Genomic DNA, 19884 nt, shown 5'->3' on the forward strand with positions numbered 1-19884 from the left:
TTGATACTCCATTATAACAGGTCTTTCGTCCAACTTCTGATCCCTATCACATTCGTAACAGAAGTTTCATACATCGATGTCTTCATGGTTTCTCCATATTGTTTTGCTACTGTCGCGTTATACAACATCAAAGGAGGCATTCACTTGTTTACATGGTATGCAGGGAAAAAGTGTCGCTATCTGTCTGTCCTGCTGGTTGGGGTCCTAACCCTGTCCGCTTGTTCCCTTACCAGTGCACCGATGAACCACGAAGGTCATGAAATGCCCACGAAGAATTCAGAGGCAACTTCCGCTGGAGCATTTGAAGTTCTGAGCGGGAACTCCTTTACGTTAACCGCCAAAGAAAGCATGTTGCATCTGGACAACCAAACAATGAAAACTGTCTGGACGTATAACGGAACCGTACCTGGCCCCCAATTGCGCGTCAAGCAAGGGGAGAAAGTAAAAATCGTACTGAAAAATGAACTCCCCGAGCCGGTCACCATTCATTGGCATGGTTTGCCTGTTCCCAACAATATGGATGGCATTCCGGGTGTCACGCAAAACGCCGTAAAACCGAATGAGAGCTTCACCTACGAATTCACTGCAAGCGTGGCAGGCACATACTGGTATCACTCGCATCAGAGAAGCTCCGTGCAGGTGGATAAAGGGCTATATGGATCTCTCGTCGTCGAGCCTGCTGCTCCTACGGCAGATCCTGCCGATCAGGATATCACACTTGTCCTGGATGAATGGATGCAGGACGACAGTATGGCCCAAATGCATGGCGGTGGCAATACCGGCGGAGGAGAAGAGATGAATGGTATGGATCATGGGACTATGGATCATGGATCTATGAACCATGGCTCCATGAGCAGCAGCACAAATCCTGCTATCAACCAAAGCCAAAATACTGCTAACGGTCACGAAGATATGGCCGGAATGAGTGACGCAGAAATGATGCCGCTGATGTATACGATTTTTTCTGTCAACGGAAAAACCGGCCCGGCAATCCCTCCGATTCATGTGCAGGAAGGAGAAAAGATACGGCTTCGCCTCGTCAATGCCGGGTATCTTTCGCATAAGCTGAACCTGCAAGGGCATGAATTCAGGATCGTCTCAACCGATGGCCAGCCCATTCACAACCCGCCCCTCATTAACGGGCAGCTGCTGAACATCGCTCCCGGAGAACGCTACGACATCGAGTTCGTGGCGACCGAGCCCGGAAGCTGGCTGCTGGAAGAAAAAAGCCCGTATCCTGGGGCAAAATCACTGGCCGTGCCCATCCTCTACAAAGGTTTTGAGAAGGAGAAAGCGAAACCGGATACGACCCAAATGCCGATCGTTGACATTACCAAATATGGCGAGGCAGCCAAAAGCAGATTCAGCTTGGATCAACCGTACGAGATTACGTATCAAATGGACCTGAATACACAGACGATGGATGGGCAAATGGCATTTACCATCAACGGGAAGGCATATCCGGATGTTCCTCCTTTGAATGTGAAAAAAGGAGATCTCGTCAAGGTCACCATGGTCAATCGTTCCAAAGAAGACATCCACCCGATGCATCTGCACGGTCATTTTTTCCAGGTGCTCAGCAAAAACGGCCAACCGGTCTCGGGCTCCCCACTCATCAAGGACACGCTGAACATTCTACCGGGAGAATTCTTCGTCGTTGCCTTTGTCGCTGATAATCCGGGAGACTGGATGTTCCACTGCCACGATCTCGGACACGCCGCACAAGGAATGGTTTCCTTAGTCAAATACGCAGGCTACCAAGCTGATTTTGTGCCAGATCCTAGCATCGGAAATATGCCAGAGTAGCTCCCATACACGATCGGAAACTCGGCTCCTCCAAGCCCTCGCTAAAATTCTGATACATTCTTTCTTTACAAGAAAAAAGAAAAGAGCAGGAACACAACCGTTCCTGCTCTTCTTTGCACGCAGTCCAAACTACAAGACTGTTTTCCATTCTACTCCGGCCGGGAAGACATCCTTTACGTGCTGTCTCAGCTTGTCGTTTGTATAAAGCTCCGTACTTAAGATGGACACGATACCGCTATCCTCTCTCGTCCGAATCAGCCTGCCGATCCCTTGACGAAGCCGCAATAGCATATAGGGCAAATCGACTTCTTCGTACGGCACGGCCGCACTTTTTCTTTTCGCAGCGTAGACGGGATCGTTTGGAGGAAACGGCAGAGACCAGATCACAACATTGGACAAGGAAGATCCTGGGACATCAAGCCCCTCCCATAGTGATACGGCACAGAGGCTGCTCTGCTCGTCCTCCTGAAAACAGGATATGAGGTGAGTGATTTCCTGATCTCCCTCATAATAAATGCGCATGTCCGCGCATTCGGGCACACTCTCTATGGCTTGCTTGAACTGCCGCATTTCCTCCAAGGAGTTGAACAACAGCAACGCACGTCCCTCTGTACGCTTCAAAAGCGCAGTCGCTGCCTTCATTTTTTCCTGGAAAACAGATTCGTCGGACAAATGCGGAACGAAAGCCTCCATCTGCTCCGGATAATCGTATGGAGACGGTACGGAAAACGATAAGTAGTGACTGATTCCCAAATTGTCCGCCACAAACTGAAACGATCCATCTACAGAGAGCGTCGCAGAGGAGAAGATGATCGGCATTGCTTCAGCAAAGACGCGCTCTTTCAAGACTTCCTGTACCATTTTCGGCATGACGATGAGTGTCGAGCCAGTCCCCGTCCCCTCCTGCGTCATCCACGAGATGACTTGGTCAGGTTGTCGGAACAAGCTCAAGGCGAGCTGCATCATCTCCAAATGCTCTTCCACGATACGCAGCTGGAATTCATCCAGCGTATATAGCCCGCTCTCCAATGCAAGCTCTTCTTCGATCCAGCCGATCTGCTCGGTAAAGCGGTTGATGGCTTGCAAAAGAGCCGTATCAAAATGAATCTCTCTCCGATTGGAGCCGATGACCGCTTGGCTATGCTTGTCCAACTGGTAGAACATTTCTTCGCTCTGGGTAATAGCGTCTTCCACAGCAACAGCAAGCGATTCACGGATTTCGCCTTTGAGCAGGCGAGTAATGATTTCTTCAAATACAGCATGGTTCAGCTTGTACGTCAGTGCCTTCTGTGCGGCAGGCTCCAGCAGATGACCTTCATCAAAGATTACCGAGCTGTGGCTTGGCAGCAGAGGCAGCTGGCCGCCTCTTTTTCTGGCCTCGTACGTCCAAACGTGCTCCATATAGAAATCATGGGAACAGATGATTAAATCGGCTGACTTTCGGTAATGGTTTCTCGATAGTGTTTGCCCACAGCGATGCTGCTTTTCACAAGCAAAGCAATCCTGGAACGAATCCCAGTTGACCATTCCCCATTTTTCATCGTTTAATTCAGGATAATCAGCGCGGTCTCCGTACGGATAAAACGACTGCAGAGCTTCATAGGCATGTACAAAAGGAGGCAGCTCTTGATAAATCAGCTGGAAGTCTTCGCCAAGCTCAGGCTGATGTCTTACTTCGTCGAGCTTTCGCAGACAGAGATACTGATCAGGAGATTTCCCCATTCTCGCATCGATGGTCAAGTCGAGATGTTTCGCTAGCTTGGCGATATCTCCCTGTGGCTTGACCAGCTGTTCAATCAGCGATTCATTGGCACAGGCGATGATTGCCGGTTTTCTCGTGTAGCGTGCGTAGCAAATGGCATACAGCAAATAAGCCAGCGTCTTCCCTGTTCCGACACCCGCTTCTGCAAAAATCGTTTGCTTTTCAGCAAAAGCGCGCTCCAGCTGAAAAGCCATGTAAATTTGTTCATCTCGTACTTCGAAGCCTGCATCTGGCAAGATGTCATAAAAAACGTCCGCCACCCAATCGCTCACTTGCGAGATAAACGACTGGGTAGGGTCGTATTGAAAAGGATACCGTTCCACTTCTGTCCTGCCTCCATTAATGAAAAGTCCATCGATCTATTTGATGCCAAGATGTAATCATGACACGTCTTGACCATAAACACAATATGAATGGCTCAAAAAGATCAAAGTGGTGGCAAGGATAAAATAACAAACCCTACTTCTGTTATACCAACGGGAAATGACAGGCGACTGACCGCCCATCAAATTGCTGAATTTCCGGCTCCTTACTCTTGCAAATGTCCTGTACATACGGGCATCTCGTATGGAATCGACAGCCGGATGGCGGACGAAGTGGGCTGGGAATATCCCCTTCCAAAATTAGCTTCTCCTGATTGCGCGAACGAGGGTCGGGGACCGGCGCCGCTGCGATCAAAAACTTGGTGTACGGGTGAAGTGGCTGTCGATACACTTCTTCCGTCGGCCCAAGCTCCATCATTTTCCCCAGAAACATGACTCCGATCCGATCCGAGAAATAACGAACAACACTCAAATCGTGGGAGATAAACAGGTACGTCAGATTGTTTTGTTCCTGCAGCTTTTGCAGCAGGTTAATAATCTGCGACTGGATCGATACATCCAGAGCGGACACGGGCTCATCACAGACGATGAACTTCGGATGCAGAGCCAGAGCACGAGCAATCCCGATACGCTGTCTCTGTCCGCCGCTGAACATATGCGGATAGCGGGAGCCGTATGCTTTACGCAGACCGACCAGCTCCATCAGCTCTGCAACACGGTCTTCCCTCTCTTTTTTCCCGAGCGACTCATGTGTGATTAACGGCTCCGCGATGATATCCGATACTTTCATCCGAGGATTTAACGAGGCAAAGGGATCCTGGAAAATGATCTGCATCTCTTTCCTCAGCTGCCGCAGTTCGTTTTGCGACAGTGAAAAAATGTCTCTACCTTCGAAATGTGCAGTTCCTTCCGTCGCATCCAGGAGCCGTATCAAGGTCCTCCCCAGCGTGCTTTTTCCACAGCCGGATTCGCCCACGATCGCCAAGGTTTCTTTCTCGTAAACATCAAAGCTGATATCGTCCACAGCATGGACCGTACCTGTTTTTTTCCCAAAGAGTCCCTTATCTACGGGGAAGTATTTTTTTACATTTCTCACTTGCATGAGTGGCTTGTCCATCTCTTCCCCTCCTTACTGATTGTATTTGATACATCTGACCAGATGATCGTTGCCCATATCGACCAGCTGCGGCTCTACTTCACGGCAAGCGTCTACCGCATATTCGCACCTCGGATGGAAACGACAGCCACGTGGAAGCTGCAGCATATTGGGAACCATCCCTTCGATACTGTAAAGACCTTTTGATTTGTTCTGGTGAACATCTCTTCTCGGAATGGACTTTAGCAAACCTTCTGTATAGGGATGCTTCGGATTATCAAACAGGTCAAAAACATCGGCTTGCTCCATGATTTTCCCTGCGTACATGACGTAGACATAATCGCACATCTCTGCGACGATCCCCAGGTTGTGCGTAATCATAATGATGGACGTGTCGATCTCTGCCTGCAAATTTTTCATCAGCTTCAGGATCTGGGCCTCAATGGTCACATCGAGAGCGGTAGTGGGCTCATCGGCGATCAACAGCTTGGAGCGGCAGATCAAAGCCATCGCGATCATCACCCTTTGCCGCAGCCCGCCCGAGAGCTGATGCGGATAGACGCTATAGCGCTTTTCCGGTTCCGGAATCCCGACCATCGCAAACATCTCGATAACTTTTCGCTTCGCTTCCGCTTTGGTCATATTTGCATTGTGCAACAGCAGCGTTTCAGCGACTTGCTTCCCCACTGGATAAACGGGGTTGAGCGAGGTCATCGGCTCCTGAAAGATCATGGAGATCTCATTTCCACGAATCGATCTCATTTCTTGCTTGGAGATCCCTACGAGATTTTTTTGATCAAAACGGATCTCTCCCCCCGCGATCTTCCCAGGTGGCGCTATCAGCTGCATAATCGACAGGGACGTCATGCTCTTTCCACAGCCGGATTCGCCCACAATCCCGACAATCTGGCCTTTTTTCACCTTGATGCTGACATCATCTACTGCAGGGACAACACCTTTATCCGTATAAAAATACGTTTTGAGGTTGTTTATTTCCAATATGGTATTGTCTTCTCTCATCCGTTAGCTCCCCCTTATTGCTTCAAGTATGGATCCAGTGCATCGCGCAGGCCGTCTCCCAGGAAATTGAACGCCAAGACGATCACTAAAATGGCGATCCCCGGTGCAATCGCTACCCAAGGGGCATTGAATAGAAACTCTTTTCCGTTGGAGACCATAAGCCCCCAGCTGGATGCAGGCGGCTGAGCCCCGACTCCCAAAAAGCTAAGACTCGCTTCAGATAGGATAGAGCCTGGGATTTCCAGCGTGAACAGAACGAGCAGCTGCGGAATGCAGTTGGGGAGAATGTGCCGCAGCATGATGATGTAGGGCTTGACCCCTACAGCTCTGGCTGCTTCCACGAATTCTTTATTTTTCAGGGACAAGGTCTGCGCACGTACCACCCTCGCCGTTCCTGCCCAGCCCACGATACTAAGAGCGATAAAGATGTTTAAGAGGCTCGCCCCCAGCGTGTACATGACCACCATCGCCAAGAGCAGGGATGGAAAAGATAGCACCATGTCCGAAATCGTCATGATGACAAAATCGGTTCTCCGTCCGAAATAACCAGCGACGATTCCGAGGACAATCCCGATCGACATCGTAATCATGCTAGGTACAAGTCCGATCAAAAGAGAGATTTGAGAGCCGTAGATAATACGGGACAAAACATCCCTGCCAAACATATCTGTTCCTAGCCAATGCTCCAGGCCAGGTTTTTGAAATTGGTTGTCGAGATTGACTTCATACGGATCATGCGGAGCGATCCACGGAGCAAAGATCGCCATCAAAACAAACAGCAAGATGACAATACCGCCGGTGATCGCCATCCGATCTTTTTTCAGCGATCGGAACACGTCCTGCCAAAAGGTTTCTTTGACCAGCTCGTCACTGGCTTCTATTACTTCTTTTTTGAGCATCAGATTTCTCGCTAGATTCATGCGTCATGTCCTCCTTTAGTCATATTTGATCCGTGGATCGATCAGGGAATAGAGTATGTCTGCAACCAAATTCCCCAAGATGACCAGAACAGTCGTGAACATGACGGCTCCCTGCAAAAGCGGCATATCTCTGCTCTGAATGGCGTTTACCGCGATCCTGCCGATTCCCGGAATACCGAATACACTTTCTGTAATGACCGCACCAGACAGTAGACCCGCCACTTGCAGAGCCATGACGGTAACAACGGGAAGCATCGAGTTTTTCAAAGCATGGTTGAGGATGACTTTGATCTCGAGATTCCCTTTTGCTCTTGCCGTTCGGATATAGTCATTTCTCATAACCTCCAGCAAGCTCGATCTCGTCAGTCGTGCGATTGTACCTGCCGAGCTCCAGCCGAGAACGATCGCCGGCATGATCAAGTACTCGGGTCCGCTAAACCCGGAAACAGGCAAGATCCCCAAAACCATGGAAAAGATGTACTGGAACAGCAGTCCTGCCCAGAAAACGGGAATAGACACACCCAATAGGGAGAATCCCATGATGCTGTTATCCAGAAAGGAACGCTTTTTCACAGCTGAAAGGACACCAGCCGGAATCCCGATGATCCATGACACCAGCGCTCCCGACATAGCCAGAGCCAGTGTGTTTGGAAAGGCATCAAGCAGCAGCGTCGTCACCGAACGATTTAATTTGTACGATGTCCCAAAATCACCGTGCAAGGCATCCCAAACAAAACGGAAAAATCGAACGTAAGCAGGATCGTCGAGATGCATTTGGGCACGGACCCGCTCTACCACATCCGTACTGATATGCTCCTTCATCATGAGAGCAATAGGGTCACCGGGAATGACATTGAGCATGATAAAGGTAATGAGTGAGATTCCGAATATGACAGGAATGGAAATGAGTAGTCTCTTTACAATGTACGCCCCCATCAGGCCCCTCCTTTTCACAACAGCCCCTATGTAAAAATAACTACCAGGCAGCAGTAGTTATTTTTACGGGAGACTGTTCATTTCTTCTTGCCTAACCGCTTATTTTTCTTCCACGATATCAATGTCATAGAAGCTCATAGCCGACCAGCCATTCCAGGAAACCTGGAAGTTCTTCACGCGAGGCTGAACGACAAACAGGTGATTGAGAGCAAAGAGCGGGATCCATGCAGCATCTTCCTGTACAATTTTCTTTTCCAGCTCTTGATACAGTTTGATCCGTTCATTTTGATCAACCATTGTCCGTGCTCTTTCTAGATCATCCTGAACGGCTTTGTTTGTGTAGTTGAAAGAGCGAGCCTTTGCATTTTTCGCAGAGAAGAACGTATAGAAGAAGTTGTCGGGATCGTTGTAGTCGGCTGACCAGTTATTATGAGCAGACGGCAGTTTCCCTTCTTTACGCGTCGCAAAATAGGTAGACTCGTCCATTTGCGTGATTTTGACCTTAATCCCTACTTTGGAAAGCATGGCTTGAACGGCCTCGTTCATTTTTAGCGTATTCGGGCTATCCGTCACCTGGGCAATTTCCATGTCAAAGCCATTCGGGTATCCGGCTTCTGCCAGAAGCGCTTTCGCTTTTTCTGGACTATATTCAATTTTTGGCAAGTCAGGGTTATAGCCCAAAAGTCCAGGCGGGGAAATGCCATCTACGAGCTTCCCTTCTCCGTTGTACAGTTTGTCCAAAAGCGTTTGACGGTCAAGAGCCATTTGGATGGCTTTGCGTACGCGCACATCGCCCAAGGCTTCCATGTCTTCGTTAAACGCATAATAATACACACCTACGATTGGCCCGCTCACGACTTGGTTCTTCCATTTGTCGTTGCCTTTAAACTGCGGGATTTGCGACGCCGAGTCCTCCAAATCCAAGATGTCCAGCTTGCCAGTCTCAAACATCATCCGGTTTGTCTCTGCATCCGGTACGATTTTCATAACCAGTCCATCAAATTTCGGTGCGCCACGCCAGTAGTCCGCAAAGGCTGTCATTTCCACACTGTCATTCAACGACCATTTGGAGAGCTTGAATGGTCCCGTACCAATCGTTTTATCCGGTTCAAGTCCGAACTGATCGCCTGCTTCTGTCACGGCTTTTCGGTTGTAAATAGAGCCTGGAGGAGTTGCGAGGTTCGCTACAAAGGGAGCAAAGGCCTCTGACAGCGTAATTTCAATCGTGTTGTCATCGATTACCTTCAACCCGCTGACACTATCTGCTTTTCCATCCATGCGCTCCTGTGCACCTGCAATCATGTCCAGGAAGTCTGTGTTCAACGCTTTTGTCTTTGGGTCCAGCATGCGATCGAACGTAAACAGCACGTCATCCGCTTTGAAAATCTCGCCATTGTGGAACTTCACATTTTTTCTGAGGTGGAAGGTGTACTTCAAACCATCAGGAGAGACATCCCAGCTCTCCGCCAGCCCAGGAACCAGCTCGGATTTACCAGGTGCGACAGTTTTGGCTTCAACCAGTCGATCGTAGATGTTTAGAGGAATCGTATAATCATCGGTCGTTAACTGAACGTCTGCCGTACCAGGATCTTTTTGCTGAGAGATAGTTAATGTACGGCCGGAGCTAGCGCTCTTTCCACAGCCGCTTAAAACAGCAGATACCAGAATAATCAGGATTAAAATGAATGAAAATAGCACACGCGAAGGTTTTTTCATAGAATTGCTCCTCTCGATCTGAAAGATGTGTCATCGGGCGTCATTCCTGTACACAGGTCATCGTAGGTGGGTACACCTCCCCCAAACACGTATATTTATAATGAATGTTACCCTTCTTTACGTTAACGCGTCATTTCACAAACTGTACAAACATTCTGGTAATTTTGATTATTCTTTTATTCATCTTGTCTAATTTTCTCATGCTTTCATTTCCTTATTTGTATAAAAATACTCCTCGTGCTTAAAAAAGGAAAATGCTGCATGAATCGATCAATTGGAAGTCGCGAGAAACGCCCAGAACAACCTGCGGGATTCAGCTTGTCTGCCCAACTGGATTCGTAAGGCTTGATGCCCAGCTGCCATCGAACAATTGGGCTATCCTGGGTGAAAATCCGCTATAGGCCTATTGCCACTCGCCACTTTCGAGATTTTGTGATCCACTACTTCTCGCCCTGAGCATTTGTTTTGTCACAATCTCGTCCCCAACAACGTGATAAAATAACAGGGACAAAGAAGGCTTACATAGGAGTGAGACAAATATGGAAAAAGTCATGTTTATTGAAATTGGGATGGGCATTGACCTACATGGACAAAACGTCACCAAGGCAGCTGTACGTGCTGTTCAAAATGCCATTCATCACAACTCGATGCCGGGTCTGCGCATGGTTCTCCCGGAAAACAATATTCACAACATGAAAGTCAATGTTCGCTTGGCCGTCCCTGCGGACCAAGACAAATTGGATTTGGACACCGTCCGTGCAGAATTGCCTTATGGGGAAGTCACGTTTGAAGTAGTAGAAGGTGGAATGCTGACCAGCAGCGGAGTGGTCATCGCTGAAAAAGAAGACAAAAACGACCTGGCCTACGTCGTCATTGCTTCCGTAGAAGTGGGATATTAAGTATAAACGGCAAAAAAACAGGCTTGCCTCGGCGCAGGCCTGTTTGCTTTACCATCTTTCTTCTTCTCGTAGAAACGGATCCAGCTCCTCGGCGGGAACGTATTGAAATGTATTCATGTCAATCGCTCCATCGTCGGACACACGCACTCCTTCTGCTTCCAATCGCATTTTTTGCTCGTGAAATGAAAATTCATCCGCCAGTGCGATCATGCCTTTCGCGTTAATCACGCGATGCCAGGGCAGTTTATGCTTTTTGCTCATGGAGTGAAGGATTCGCACCACCTGTCTCGCCCCTCTCGGACTCCCTGCCAAGCCTGCAATTTGGCCATAGGTCATGACAGTCCCTGCCGGTATTTGCGAAATGATTTCCACTGCACGCTGGGTAAATGGTCTCATTCTATGCTCCTCTCGAAAAGAAAGAGCTTGCGCGGCTTTCACCAGCACAAGCTCAGCCATTCCTGCTACCTTACTGTTCCTGCGCGGCAAAAAGCTCTTCCAGCTGGGTGATCAGGCTGCCCACGTAGGCAACTGCATCGCGGATCGGTTGTGGATCAGACATATCGATCCCTGCCATCTTCATCAGCTCCAGCGGCCGCTTCGTTCCTCCCGCTTTTAGAACCTCCAGCCAACGATCCACTGCCGGCTGCCCTTCTTCCCGAATTTTCGCTGCTACTGCTGTGGAAGCCGTCAAGCCTGCTGCGTACGTGTATGGATATAGCCCCATGTAGTAGTGCGGTTGACGCATCCAAGTCAGGCTGGACGCTGCATCGAGCTCGACAGCATCTCCCCAGAAATTCGCAAGGACCTCACCTTTCCACTCGGACATTTTCTTCGCGGTAATCGGAACATCGACTTGTGCTGCCTCGTACACTTTTCGTTGCAGCTGCGCTTCCAGCATGTGTGTCACGAAGTTGTGATAGTACGTATTCAGCAGCTGGATGATCACCCAGCGCTTCAGTCGAGGATCGTCGGATTGCTCCATAATATGTTGGGCTAAAAGAAGCTCGTTTAACGTCGACGGTGCCTCAATAAAATACATCGTCGGACGGAAGTTGATGTAAGCCTGATTTTGGCCGCAAAGGATCCCATGGCCAGCATGACCCAGCTCATGAGCCAGCGTAAACGCACTGCGCATATTGCCCGACCAGGTAATCAGAATGTACGAATGGTTTCCGTACGGAGTCGAGCAGAAGGCGCCTGTCGATTTACCTACGTTGTCTACGTAGTCGATCCAACGGTTGTCCAGCGCTGTTTCCATGATTTGCACGTATTCGGGACCCATCACTTGCAAAGCGGATTTGATCAACTTGCCCGCTTCTTCAATCGTTACAGGCGGACTAAATTCCGGATCGAGCGGCGCCTTCAGATCGCAGAACTGCAATTTCTCCAACCCCAGCTCTTTCGCTTTTAGCTTGGCATAGCGCCGCATGTGGGGAGCGAGCTGTGTCCCGATGATGTCAAGAATATTATGGTACATATCTAAAGTGACTTGCTGTGGCTGAAGCAGCATTTGCGTGACTGATTCATACCCACGCAAGCGAGACATCACGGTTTGCCGCTTGACCTCCGATGCATACACGGCTGCAAAAGAGTTTTGGTAGTTGGCAAGTGTCTGCGAAAACGATTCGTAGGCAGCGCGTCGCAATGCCGTATCTGACGACATTTCATAAACTGTTTCAAACAGGGCGAACGATACCGGATGCTCTGCCCCTTGGGAGTCCCGTACAGCTGCAAATGTCATATCAGACAGCTTCCCTCGATTGTAAATCGTGTACGGAGCAGAGAAGACCTCCCCTAACGCTGCGAGAGCGGATTCGGTATCTGCACTCAAACGGTAGGGCTTTGTTTCCAACAGCTCGTGCAGGCTCTTGCGATAAGTCTCAAGCCCCGGCTCCTCCTGCAGATACGTTTCGATCGTACCATCGGGCAAGTCGAGGATCTCGGAGGAAATGAACGAGAGTGCTGCATTCAAGGCAGAAATCGCATCTCCCACCCGCGCAGAAATTGCCTGATTTTGCGGATTGGTCCCATCCTCTGAAGTACGCAATCTGGCATAGGTCGCCACGAGCTGCGCCCTTACGACAAGCTCATCTCTCGCTTCCAGGCAAGCCAGCAAATTTTCTGCCCCACTATGTAATGTCCCTTTAAATGCAGTGAGCATGGGAAGATGGTCGATTATTTCCTGCAGCTCGGCATCCCATGCTTCTTGGGTTGAAAATAAGTCGTCCAGATTCCAGGTTTGCTCAACTGCCACATGCTCACGCGTCGTTCTAGATTTCAATGCTCACGCCTCCCTCGATTTCGGTAAAATGTTTTCTATTTATTAAAATTGGATTCTTACTGGAATATTCCTCTATTTCCAAAAAAGAAAGCAATCGCCAAAGGTAGGCTCGAAAGCAGCGGGATTCTGTCTCTTTCTGCGCTTTCCTAGGAAATGCGCAATAAAAATTAATAGAAGAAAAAACCAGATGGACAGCTATAATAAGGAGTAAGGTTAGGTATTGTACATAGGAGGTTTTCTCGATGAATTATGAATCGTTAATCGATCGCTATGCAGAGCTAGCTGTTAAAGTCGGTGTCAACGTCCAGCCTATGCAGACTCTCGTCATCACAGCTCCCATCTCCTCAGCTGCATTCGTGCGCAACGTCGCGAGAAAAGCGTACGAAGCCGGCGCCAAAAATGTACAAATCGACTGGACTGACGATGAGCTCACCAGAATGAAGTACGATCTCGCTCCTGATGAGGCTTTTCGTGAGTACCCGATGTGGCGGGCAAAAGGACTGGAGGAGCTCGCGGAAAACGGAGCGGCTTTTCTTTATATCAATGCATCCAATCCCGATCTTCTGAAAGGGGTCGACCCGGAGCGAATCTCTACCGCCAATCGCACGGCTGGTCAGGCACTCCATACGTTCCGCAGCTATTCCATGGCTGACAAAGTGAGCTGGAGTGTCATTGCCGTTCCGTCCCCTGCCTGGGCATCTGTCGTATTTCCAGACCTGCCAAAAGAAGAGCAGGAGCGCGCACTTTGGGAAGCCATTTTCCGTGCTACACGTGTCGATACGGAGGACCCTGTGAAAGCTTGGCACGACCATCATGCAAAGCTCAATGAAAAAGTCGACGAGCTCAACGCGAAGCAGTACCGCTTCTTGCATTACACAGCACCAGGGACGGACCTGACCATTGAGCTTCCCCCTCGCCACATCTGGATCGGCGGAGGCAGCGTCAATAAAGATGGCACCTCCTTCATGGCCAACATGCCAACCGAGGAAGTCTTTACAGCCCCTCTCAAACAAGGCGTAAACGGAACGGTCACCAGCACCAAACCATTGAGCTATCAAGGCAACCTGATCGAAAACTTCACGCTTACCTTTGAAAACGGACGGATCGTCTCCGCAAAGGCTGAAAAAGGGGAGGCTGCACTCACGAAGCTGATTGAAACGGACGAGGGCTCCCATTACCTGGGTGAAGTGGCTCTGGTCCCGCATTTCTCCCCCATTTCGGAGTCGAACATCATTTTTTATAACACGCTTTTCGATGAAAATGCTTCAAACCATTTGGCCATCGGGAATCCTTACCCCGTCAACATCGAAAATGGAGCCAATATGAGCAACGAAGAGCTGGAGGAATACGGTTTGAATAGCAGTATTACTCATGTCGACTTCATGATCGGTTCGGCCGAAATGAATATCGACGGGGAAACGGCGGATGGCAGCCGGGAACCTATTTTCCGAAACGGCAACTGGGCGTAATAAATAGGGGCAGGCGGAACGAGATGGGTGTTCTGCACTGCCTCTTTTCGTTTGGGGCACTCTCATGCAGCTAGTCCAATTCTCCCTAGCTTTTTCCGTTTTTCTATACCATCAGATCTACCTGCGAATAGTTCTTCCTAATCATTTATCAATCACAGGCCTAATTTACGAAAATTCCTCTTGCTCCGCTGTAAAAATTTTCATCTCCCTTACCGATATACCAATTAACCATACCTGAAATGAGTGGTTGATTTGGCCTATATCCTAGCTACTTCTTTATGGATTCTCTCCTTGGCATCACTGGAATTTATTTCCTATTTCTATCAAAGCGACCTTCTTGGAGTCGGTCCCCGCTTTGCCAATATGGCGTTGGCTGCTGTTTTTACCAGCGTGTATCTTTTTTTCATTTTTCTCGTTTGGCTGTTCCAGAGAAGGCTCAACTCCGCGGGATCTTGAATACGAAAAAGGCGTCGTCGTAGGTTCCCCCTTAGACGGCGCCTTTTTCTATTTCTTTGGATTAATGCGTGATAATCGGATACATGTGACCCTGCATGGCAAAGGATGCTTTTCCCGTTTCTTCGGAGACGACGATGATCAACGCATCGCATTGTTCGCTGAGTCCCAATGCCGCCCGATGTCTTGTACCCAGTTTTTGTTCTCCGACGGACACATGCGATAAGGGCAAGACATTTGCCGCTGAGAGGATGTGATTTTCCCGGATAACAACTGCCCCGTCATGCAAGGGACTGCCCGGAAAAAAGATCGATTCCAGCAGGGAATGGGTCATCCAGGCTCCAATCGGAATTCCGGCTTGCAGGTACGATTGGAGTGAATCTTCTCGCTCGACGACAATCAATGCCCCTTGTTTGCGCGAGGATAAATTTTGCACAGCCATGGAAAGATCGGTGTATTTGTCTGTATACGGACCCAGATAGCATTGCAAGTAAAAGGAAGCCGCCGTGGTCTCCAGCTGGCTAAACCGGCTGCGAATCTGATCGAAAGTTCCGAGCAGACATCCATTTTCATTCTCGAGTGCAAGAATGCTTTGTTCGATTGCACCGGCAATTGCCGTCAGTTGCTCTTTCATCTCTCCCTTTAGCGGAGATACGTCGCAGTTCACTCGTTCCATGAAAACCCCTCAGTTTCAATTTATCCCTTGTATGGATGATTGTTCCCCTCCCCGCGTAGAAACATTCTTTTTCTCGAATGGGAACCCATTTTCTAACAAACCCTAGAAGCAATATCGATCGAAAGGCTGATGCGGCGAAGAGGATTCAAGGAATACTGGACGGATTTTCTCGGCTGGATGTGAATCCGTTATTTGTTTGTTTTCATAAAGTACGAAGACGTAATTCATAAAAATACTGAACAATCGGATGCTTTCCCTTCATTTTCTCGGCCATGTTTAAAATTCGCTTTTTCCCTACTCGTCTGTCCACCAAAGCTAGGATATTCAATAAGATATCATTGCTCTCCATGCTTTCCTCGATAGAAATGGATAAAAATTTAGTAGCTACACCGCTGAAATTTGATTTACTTAATGCTGCTTGGGCTAACAAAAGCTCCTTTGCATATTCTGAAATTTTTCTATTTCTTGCAATTACTCTTAGACGATCTTCCGGAACTATTCCCTTGGTTTCTTTTCTGACAGCTTCGATTTCTTCATCGCTGATAGGAATTCGGATATCCGGATCACTCTTAATTTCCTGCTCCGTCTGATACCATTTGATTGAGGTCGTTTTATCACTCATATGGAGTACATTCTTTTTATCTACTGCAATATAGCACAATCCTGCTTTGTCTGGTAAATAACGATAGCCGGTCGCACGGTATTCAACTTTTCCTTGTAAGGCAGGACAGAGAAAACTCTCCAGCTGTTGTTTCAATTTGCTCCAGGACATTCCATCCTCCTATGTTGTATATCATCATTACCAAATGAGGCAGTTATTCTATTACCTATAATAAACTCTAACACATAGATCGTATTAATACATTGATCCGAAAATATTTAGCTTTTCCGCTTTTTAAACTGATAAAAAGTCAATGAACCCTTTTGATGCGTATCAGGGATGTGTTTGGCAAAATAAAAGTACACACTTTGGCAACCGAAAAGTGCAGACCATTTCCGAAAATGAAAAAAGCCTTGCCAGCTAACTAACAACCCCCTACTCTTCTATTTGGCTAACAGATAGGAGAGGGATGAAAGGAATGCTGGCAATGGCTCAACAATACGGTCAAGTCCGGATTTATGTGTAAATTCTTATTGGACTGGAGTTTCTCTCTTGCTTGGCTTTGCCCAAGATGGAGTGAACCGCACAAGGAGAGGTTCGTCAAGGAGTGCACTTGACCAACGTCTCCTTGTGCGGTCCTTTGCATCTAAGGGCAAAGCCGCATTCTGCATGAAATCATGCCTCGGTTCCTTCGGGATGTGACTCGGTCTGTCGGTTGTTTATCCACTCGTGGTATTCGTCTAACTCCAGGTACTTTCTGCCTGTACTCCACTTTTCATCTTGACTGAGGAGCATGGCACCAATGAGTCGAATGGCAGACTCACGGTTCGGGAAGATGCGAATCACCCTTTCCCGCCGGCGGATTTCTTCGTTCAGCCGCTCAACAGAATTGGTTGTACGCAAGCGTTTTCTGTACCGTTCAGGTAGCTCTAAGATGACTACAGCATCGTCAAATCCTACCTCCAAGATACCCATGGCCTTGGCAGCCTTTTCTCCAAATGCAGCAAGGGTTTCATCGAGGAGCGTACGTGCGACAGGATACTGGGAGCATCCAGAATGGCACGGACATGTTTATGGACGTCCTCTTGAAGCGTTTTCGGCGTTGCGTCCATGATATTTCGCAAAAAATGGGTTTGGCAACGTTGCCACGTACAGCCTTGAAACTGTGTATGAATCGCTTTGACAAGGCCACCATGTTGGTCGGAGACGACAAAATCAACGCCATAAAGGCCCCGTTCTTTCAGGCTGGCAAAAAAAGTGGACCAACTGTCGTAGGACTCACTGTCGCCAACCGTAAAGCCAAGGATTTCACGGCATCCGTCTTGATTGATGCCGGTCGCGAGCAGAAAGCTTCGGGAACGGATACGACCTTCTTCCCGGATTTTGACGTAGAGGGCATCAACAACGACAAAAGGGTAAGCTTGCTCGTTTAAAGGGCGTTCCTTCCACTGTTGGATCTCTTCGTCCAACCCTTTACAAAGCTCGGTAATGGTAGACTTTGAGAAAGAGGTTCCACAGAGTTCTTCCGTAATCTCTGTCACTTTACGGGTAGAGACACCTTGTACCACCATTTCCATGAGAGCCAGGACAAGAGCTTTTTCATGACGCTGATATCGTTCAAAAAGCTCGGTAGAGAACAAACCATTACGGAGGCGCGGAACACGCAACGTAATGCGTCCCACACGCGTTGTGAGCTGTCTCTCGTAGCTGCCATTACGGTAGGTGGTACGTTCATGGGATCGCTCGTAGGGTTCGGCTTGGATCTGCTCGGCAGCTTGTTTTTGCAAGAGTTGATTCAAAAACGATTGCATGATGGATGGGGCTAGCTTGCCATTTGTTGTGAAAAGCTGGTGTAATTCATCTGCGGAAAGGGTAAGATGGAAGTGAGTCATTTCATAGTTCCTCCTTGGATAATGTTGTCGGCAAACTCCATTATTTCCAAAAAGAGGACTGAAATGACTCTTCCTATTTCAAATCCTTTTTACACATAATACCGGACACTACTTGTGATCAACGCTAGTTGCACCAAATGTGTTGCTTCCAACTGCATGCTGATTAATGCTAAAAATGATTGTAGCTTCCCGTAGTAGTTGTATTTGAACGAAGGTGGTACCTGCGGTTGACTCCCATCCCACAATTCCTGTTAGCCAAACAACGTCTCCAGCAGTCACCCCAGTTATTGTGATTGTCTTTAGCGGGGTAGCTACGGTTGTGAGAAGGATTGCTGAACTCCCCGTTGTATTGGGCGAATTCTCGGAAACCTGAGATTGTTGAAATGCCCCTCTTGGACCGGTGGCTCCTGTAGGGCCTGTTGCTCCTGTTGCTCCCGGCGGATCTGGAGGTGGAGGTCCCGGATAGATTATGGGGCAACCAGGTGGCGGCCTTATTCTGAATGAATGAAACCAGTTTGATTTTAACTTTGTCCCCACCTTCCTTAAAATCTTGTTTGGAGTGATTATAGGTTAAAAAACAGACACTTTTTGAAATAATTTTGGGGGGCTAATGCGCATTATTATTATTCATGTCATCATCACAAGTTGATATTATTGCGGTATTTTCCTAAGAATAAATTATTTTACTTAGACAAGTTCGGCGCAACCTGGTGTCGCATCCATTACTCCCATTTCTCAAATTCATAAGCTAGCTGCAATGGCACTGGCTCACTGAATGCAGTGCCTGGAAACGTAAGACTTATCGGGCATTTCCTTGTACTTTCCAGCAGGTATCAGCAGCAGCGGATCATCTGCCCTTGCCGCAATTTCTGCTCACCAGTATCCAAATTGTACAAAAGCGTCTAATCTGTTCTCTTGTAAAGTGTGATCAATATCGTTTTTCCGTGTCCCTACCCAATCCCTTGTTCAATTGACGATATAGTCTCCTCCATTGGATCATCGGCACCTAACTCCGCCCACCTTCATATGCCTTGTCCACAATTCAAAGCAGTTTCCTTGTAGAGTAATGCGACGATTAACTGGAAGGCGATTCGCTTGACACGGGCCCGAATGAACTGTGCAAGATGCTGGAAACCTCGGGGATATTTTGCGCTACTCGCTGATTTCAGTAATTGACAATGGCCAGGGACTGCGTCCAAAAAAGCTGCTGGAGACGCTGCAGAAGCTCGAGAGCAGTCGGGATCAGACGCGGCATATCGGACTGGCTAACACGCATAAGCAACTGAAGCTAACGTACGGTGAGCCATATGGGATCATTTTGCGGAGCAAATTTGGTTGGGGAACCTCTGTTCATTTGACGATTCCTAAAGATTAGCCTTACGTGAGAGGAACCACCTGGTATGATAAGGGAGATACATCCATAATCACGAAAGATAATCGGAGGGGTACACGAGCATGCATGTCAAACCGCACCAGAATCACTTTCCACCCCATTTTGGCGAGTACATCGATTCTGTACCCGAAGGTGATCTCATCCTCCTCCTTCTGGAGCAAGAGCAGGAAGTCCTTGAATGGTTCAGCCCGCTTCAAGAGCAGGACAGCTTGTTCCGGTACAGCGAGGGAAAATGGAGTCTGAAAGAAGTGCTCGGACATATCGTAGATACCGAACGAATCATGAGCTATCGAATGTTAGTCGCCGGTAGAGGCGACAAGACCCCATTGCCCCGCCACCATGACATCTACGTGAGTAAAACGAGCTTTGATCGCCGACCGATTGCTGACCTGATAGCTGAGTTTCGGACTGTCCGCGCCTCTACTCTTTCCCTCGTACGCGGCTTAACAGATGAAGAACTGAAACAAAGTGGTTTGCTGAATGAGGTGGAGACAACAGCTACGGCATTTGCCTATTTCATCCTCGGGCATGCCCACCATCACCTGCGGATTGTCCGAGAAAGATACTTCCCACATTTGCCCCTGTAAAAGAGAAAGGCGCTCGACCGGTTCGTACCCACCGGTTGGAGCGCCTTTTTTTTT

General features: G+C 48.4%; 15 protein-coding genes and 1 pseudogene. 5 read left to right on the forward strand and 11 right to left on the reverse strand.

Annotated features, from left to right (window positions below):
• The first annotated feature begins 144 nt into the window (after positions 1–144).
• Positions 145–1806 (forward strand): multicopper oxidase family protein, encoded by a 1662-nt coding sequence (locus EDM55_RS26620; protein WP_246070905.1) that lies wholly within the window; start codon positions 145–147, stop codon positions 1804–1806.
• 129 nt (positions 1807–1935) lie between these two features.
• On the opposite strand, the gene EDM55_RS26625 is transcribed toward EDM55_RS26620, so the two are convergent.
• The 6 genes from EDM55_RS26625 to EDM55_RS26650 all read right to left on the reverse strand — a co-directional run bounded on the left by EDM55_RS26625 (position 1936) and on the right by EDM55_RS26650 (position 9579).
• Complete coding sequence (locus tag EDM55_RS26625) at positions 1936–3891, reverse strand: ATP-dependent DNA helicase (RefSeq protein WP_122961778.1); 1956 nt, start codon at positions 3889–3891, stop codon at positions 1936–1938.
• Positions 3892–4036: 145 nt separating this feature from the next.
• The gene (locus EDM55_RS26630; protein ID WP_092270155.1) at positions 4037–5008 is read right to left on the reverse strand and encodes an ABC transporter ATP-binding protein; all 972 of its coding nucleotides are present in this window, start codon (positions 5006–5008) and stop codon (positions 4037–4039) included.
• 12 nt (positions 5009–5020) lie between these two features.
• Entirely contained in the window at positions 5021–6007 is a 987-nt protein-coding gene (locus EDM55_RS26635; protein WP_092270158.1) for an ABC transporter ATP-binding protein, read from the reverse strand.
• Positions 6008–6021: 14 nt separating this feature from the next.
• Complete coding sequence (locus EDM55_RS26640; protein ID WP_174769283.1) at positions 6022–6927, reverse strand: ABC transporter permease; 906 nt, start codon at positions 6925–6927, stop codon at positions 6022–6024.
• Between the two features lie 15 nt (positions 6928–6942).
• The gene (locus EDM55_RS26645; protein ID WP_092270161.1) at positions 6943–7863 is read right to left on the reverse strand and encodes an ABC transporter permease; all 921 of its coding nucleotides are present in this window, start codon (positions 7861–7863) and stop codon (positions 6943–6945) included.
• A 99-nt stretch (positions 7864–7962) separates the two neighbouring features.
• Positions 7963–9579, reverse strand: a complete 1617-nt coding sequence (locus EDM55_RS26650; protein ID WP_122961779.1) for an ABC transporter substrate-binding protein — start codon at positions 9577–9579, stop codon at positions 7963–7965.
• 539 nt (positions 9580–10118) lie between these two features.
• Between EDM55_RS26650 and EDM55_RS26655 the strand changes: the two genes are divergently transcribed.
• Positions 10119–10478 carry a Lin0512 family protein gene (locus tag EDM55_RS26655; protein ID WP_122961780.1) on the forward strand — a complete coding sequence of 120 codons (360 nt, stop codon included), beginning with the start codon at positions 10119–10121 and terminating at the stop codon, positions 10476–10478.
• A 48-nt stretch (positions 10479–10526) separates the two neighbouring features.
• Here EDM55_RS26655 and EDM55_RS26660 read toward each other — a convergent pair whose 3' ends face one another.
• Both EDM55_RS26660 and pepF read right to left on the reverse strand, forming a co-directional pair.
• Positions 10527–10874, reverse strand: a complete 348-nt coding sequence (locus EDM55_RS26660) for an MGMT family protein (RefSeq protein ID WP_092270454.1) — start codon at positions 10872–10874, stop codon at positions 10527–10529.
• 70 nt (positions 10875–10944) lie between these two features.
• Positions 10945–12759: an oligoendopeptidase F gene (pepF, locus tag EDM55_RS26665; protein ID WP_122961781.1), complete on the reverse strand. Its 1815-nt coding sequence runs from the start codon at positions 12757–12759 to the stop codon at positions 10945–10947.
• Between the two features lie 242 nt (positions 12760–13001).
• Here pepF and EDM55_RS26670 point away from each other — a divergent pair, with 242 nt between their 5' ends.
• On the forward strand, positions 13002–14228 hold the full coding sequence (locus EDM55_RS26670) for an aminopeptidase (protein ID WP_092270174.1): 1227 nt from the start codon (positions 13002–13004) through the stop codon (positions 14226–14228).
• A 517-nt stretch (positions 14229–14745) separates the two neighbouring features.
• On the opposite strand, the gene cdaS is transcribed toward EDM55_RS26670, so the two are convergent.
• The 3 genes and pseudogenes from cdaS to EDM55_RS26685 form a co-directional block, all read right to left on the reverse strand.
• Positions 14746–15357: a sporulation-specific diadenylate cyclase CdaS gene (gene cdaS / locus EDM55_RS26675; protein WP_092270180.1), complete on the reverse strand. Its 612-nt coding sequence runs from the start codon at positions 15355–15357 to the stop codon at positions 14746–14748.
• Between the two features lie 202 nt (positions 15358–15559).
• Positions 15560–16129 (reverse strand): SF0329 family protein, encoded by a 570-nt coding sequence (locus EDM55_RS26680; RefSeq protein WP_122961782.1) that lies wholly within the window; start codon positions 16127–16129, stop codon positions 15560–15562.
• A 504-nt stretch (positions 16130–16633) separates the two neighbouring features.
• Positions 16634–17850: pseudogene (locus EDM55_RS26685) on the reverse strand (IS256 family transposase).
• A gap of 1117 nt (positions 17851–18967) precedes the next feature.
• On the opposite strand from EDM55_RS26685, the gene EDM55_RS26695 reads away from it, so the two are divergent.
• Positions 18968–19225, forward strand: coding sequence for a sensor histidine kinase (locus tag EDM55_RS26695; protein WP_092270189.1), 258 nt, complete (start codon positions 18968–18970; stop codon positions 19223–19225).
• Positions 19226–19305: 80 nt separating this feature from the next.
• The gene (locus EDM55_RS26700) at positions 19306–19830 is read left to right on the forward strand and encodes a DinB family protein (protein WP_122961783.1); all 525 of its coding nucleotides are present in this window, start codon (positions 19306–19308) and stop codon (positions 19828–19830) included.
• Positions 19831–19884: the final 54 nt, after the last annotated feature.

This window comes from Brevibacillus centrosporus, from assembly GCF_003710815.1.
GTDB lineage: Bacteria > Bacillota > Bacilli > Brevibacillales > Brevibacillaceae > Brevibacillus > Brevibacillus centrosporus.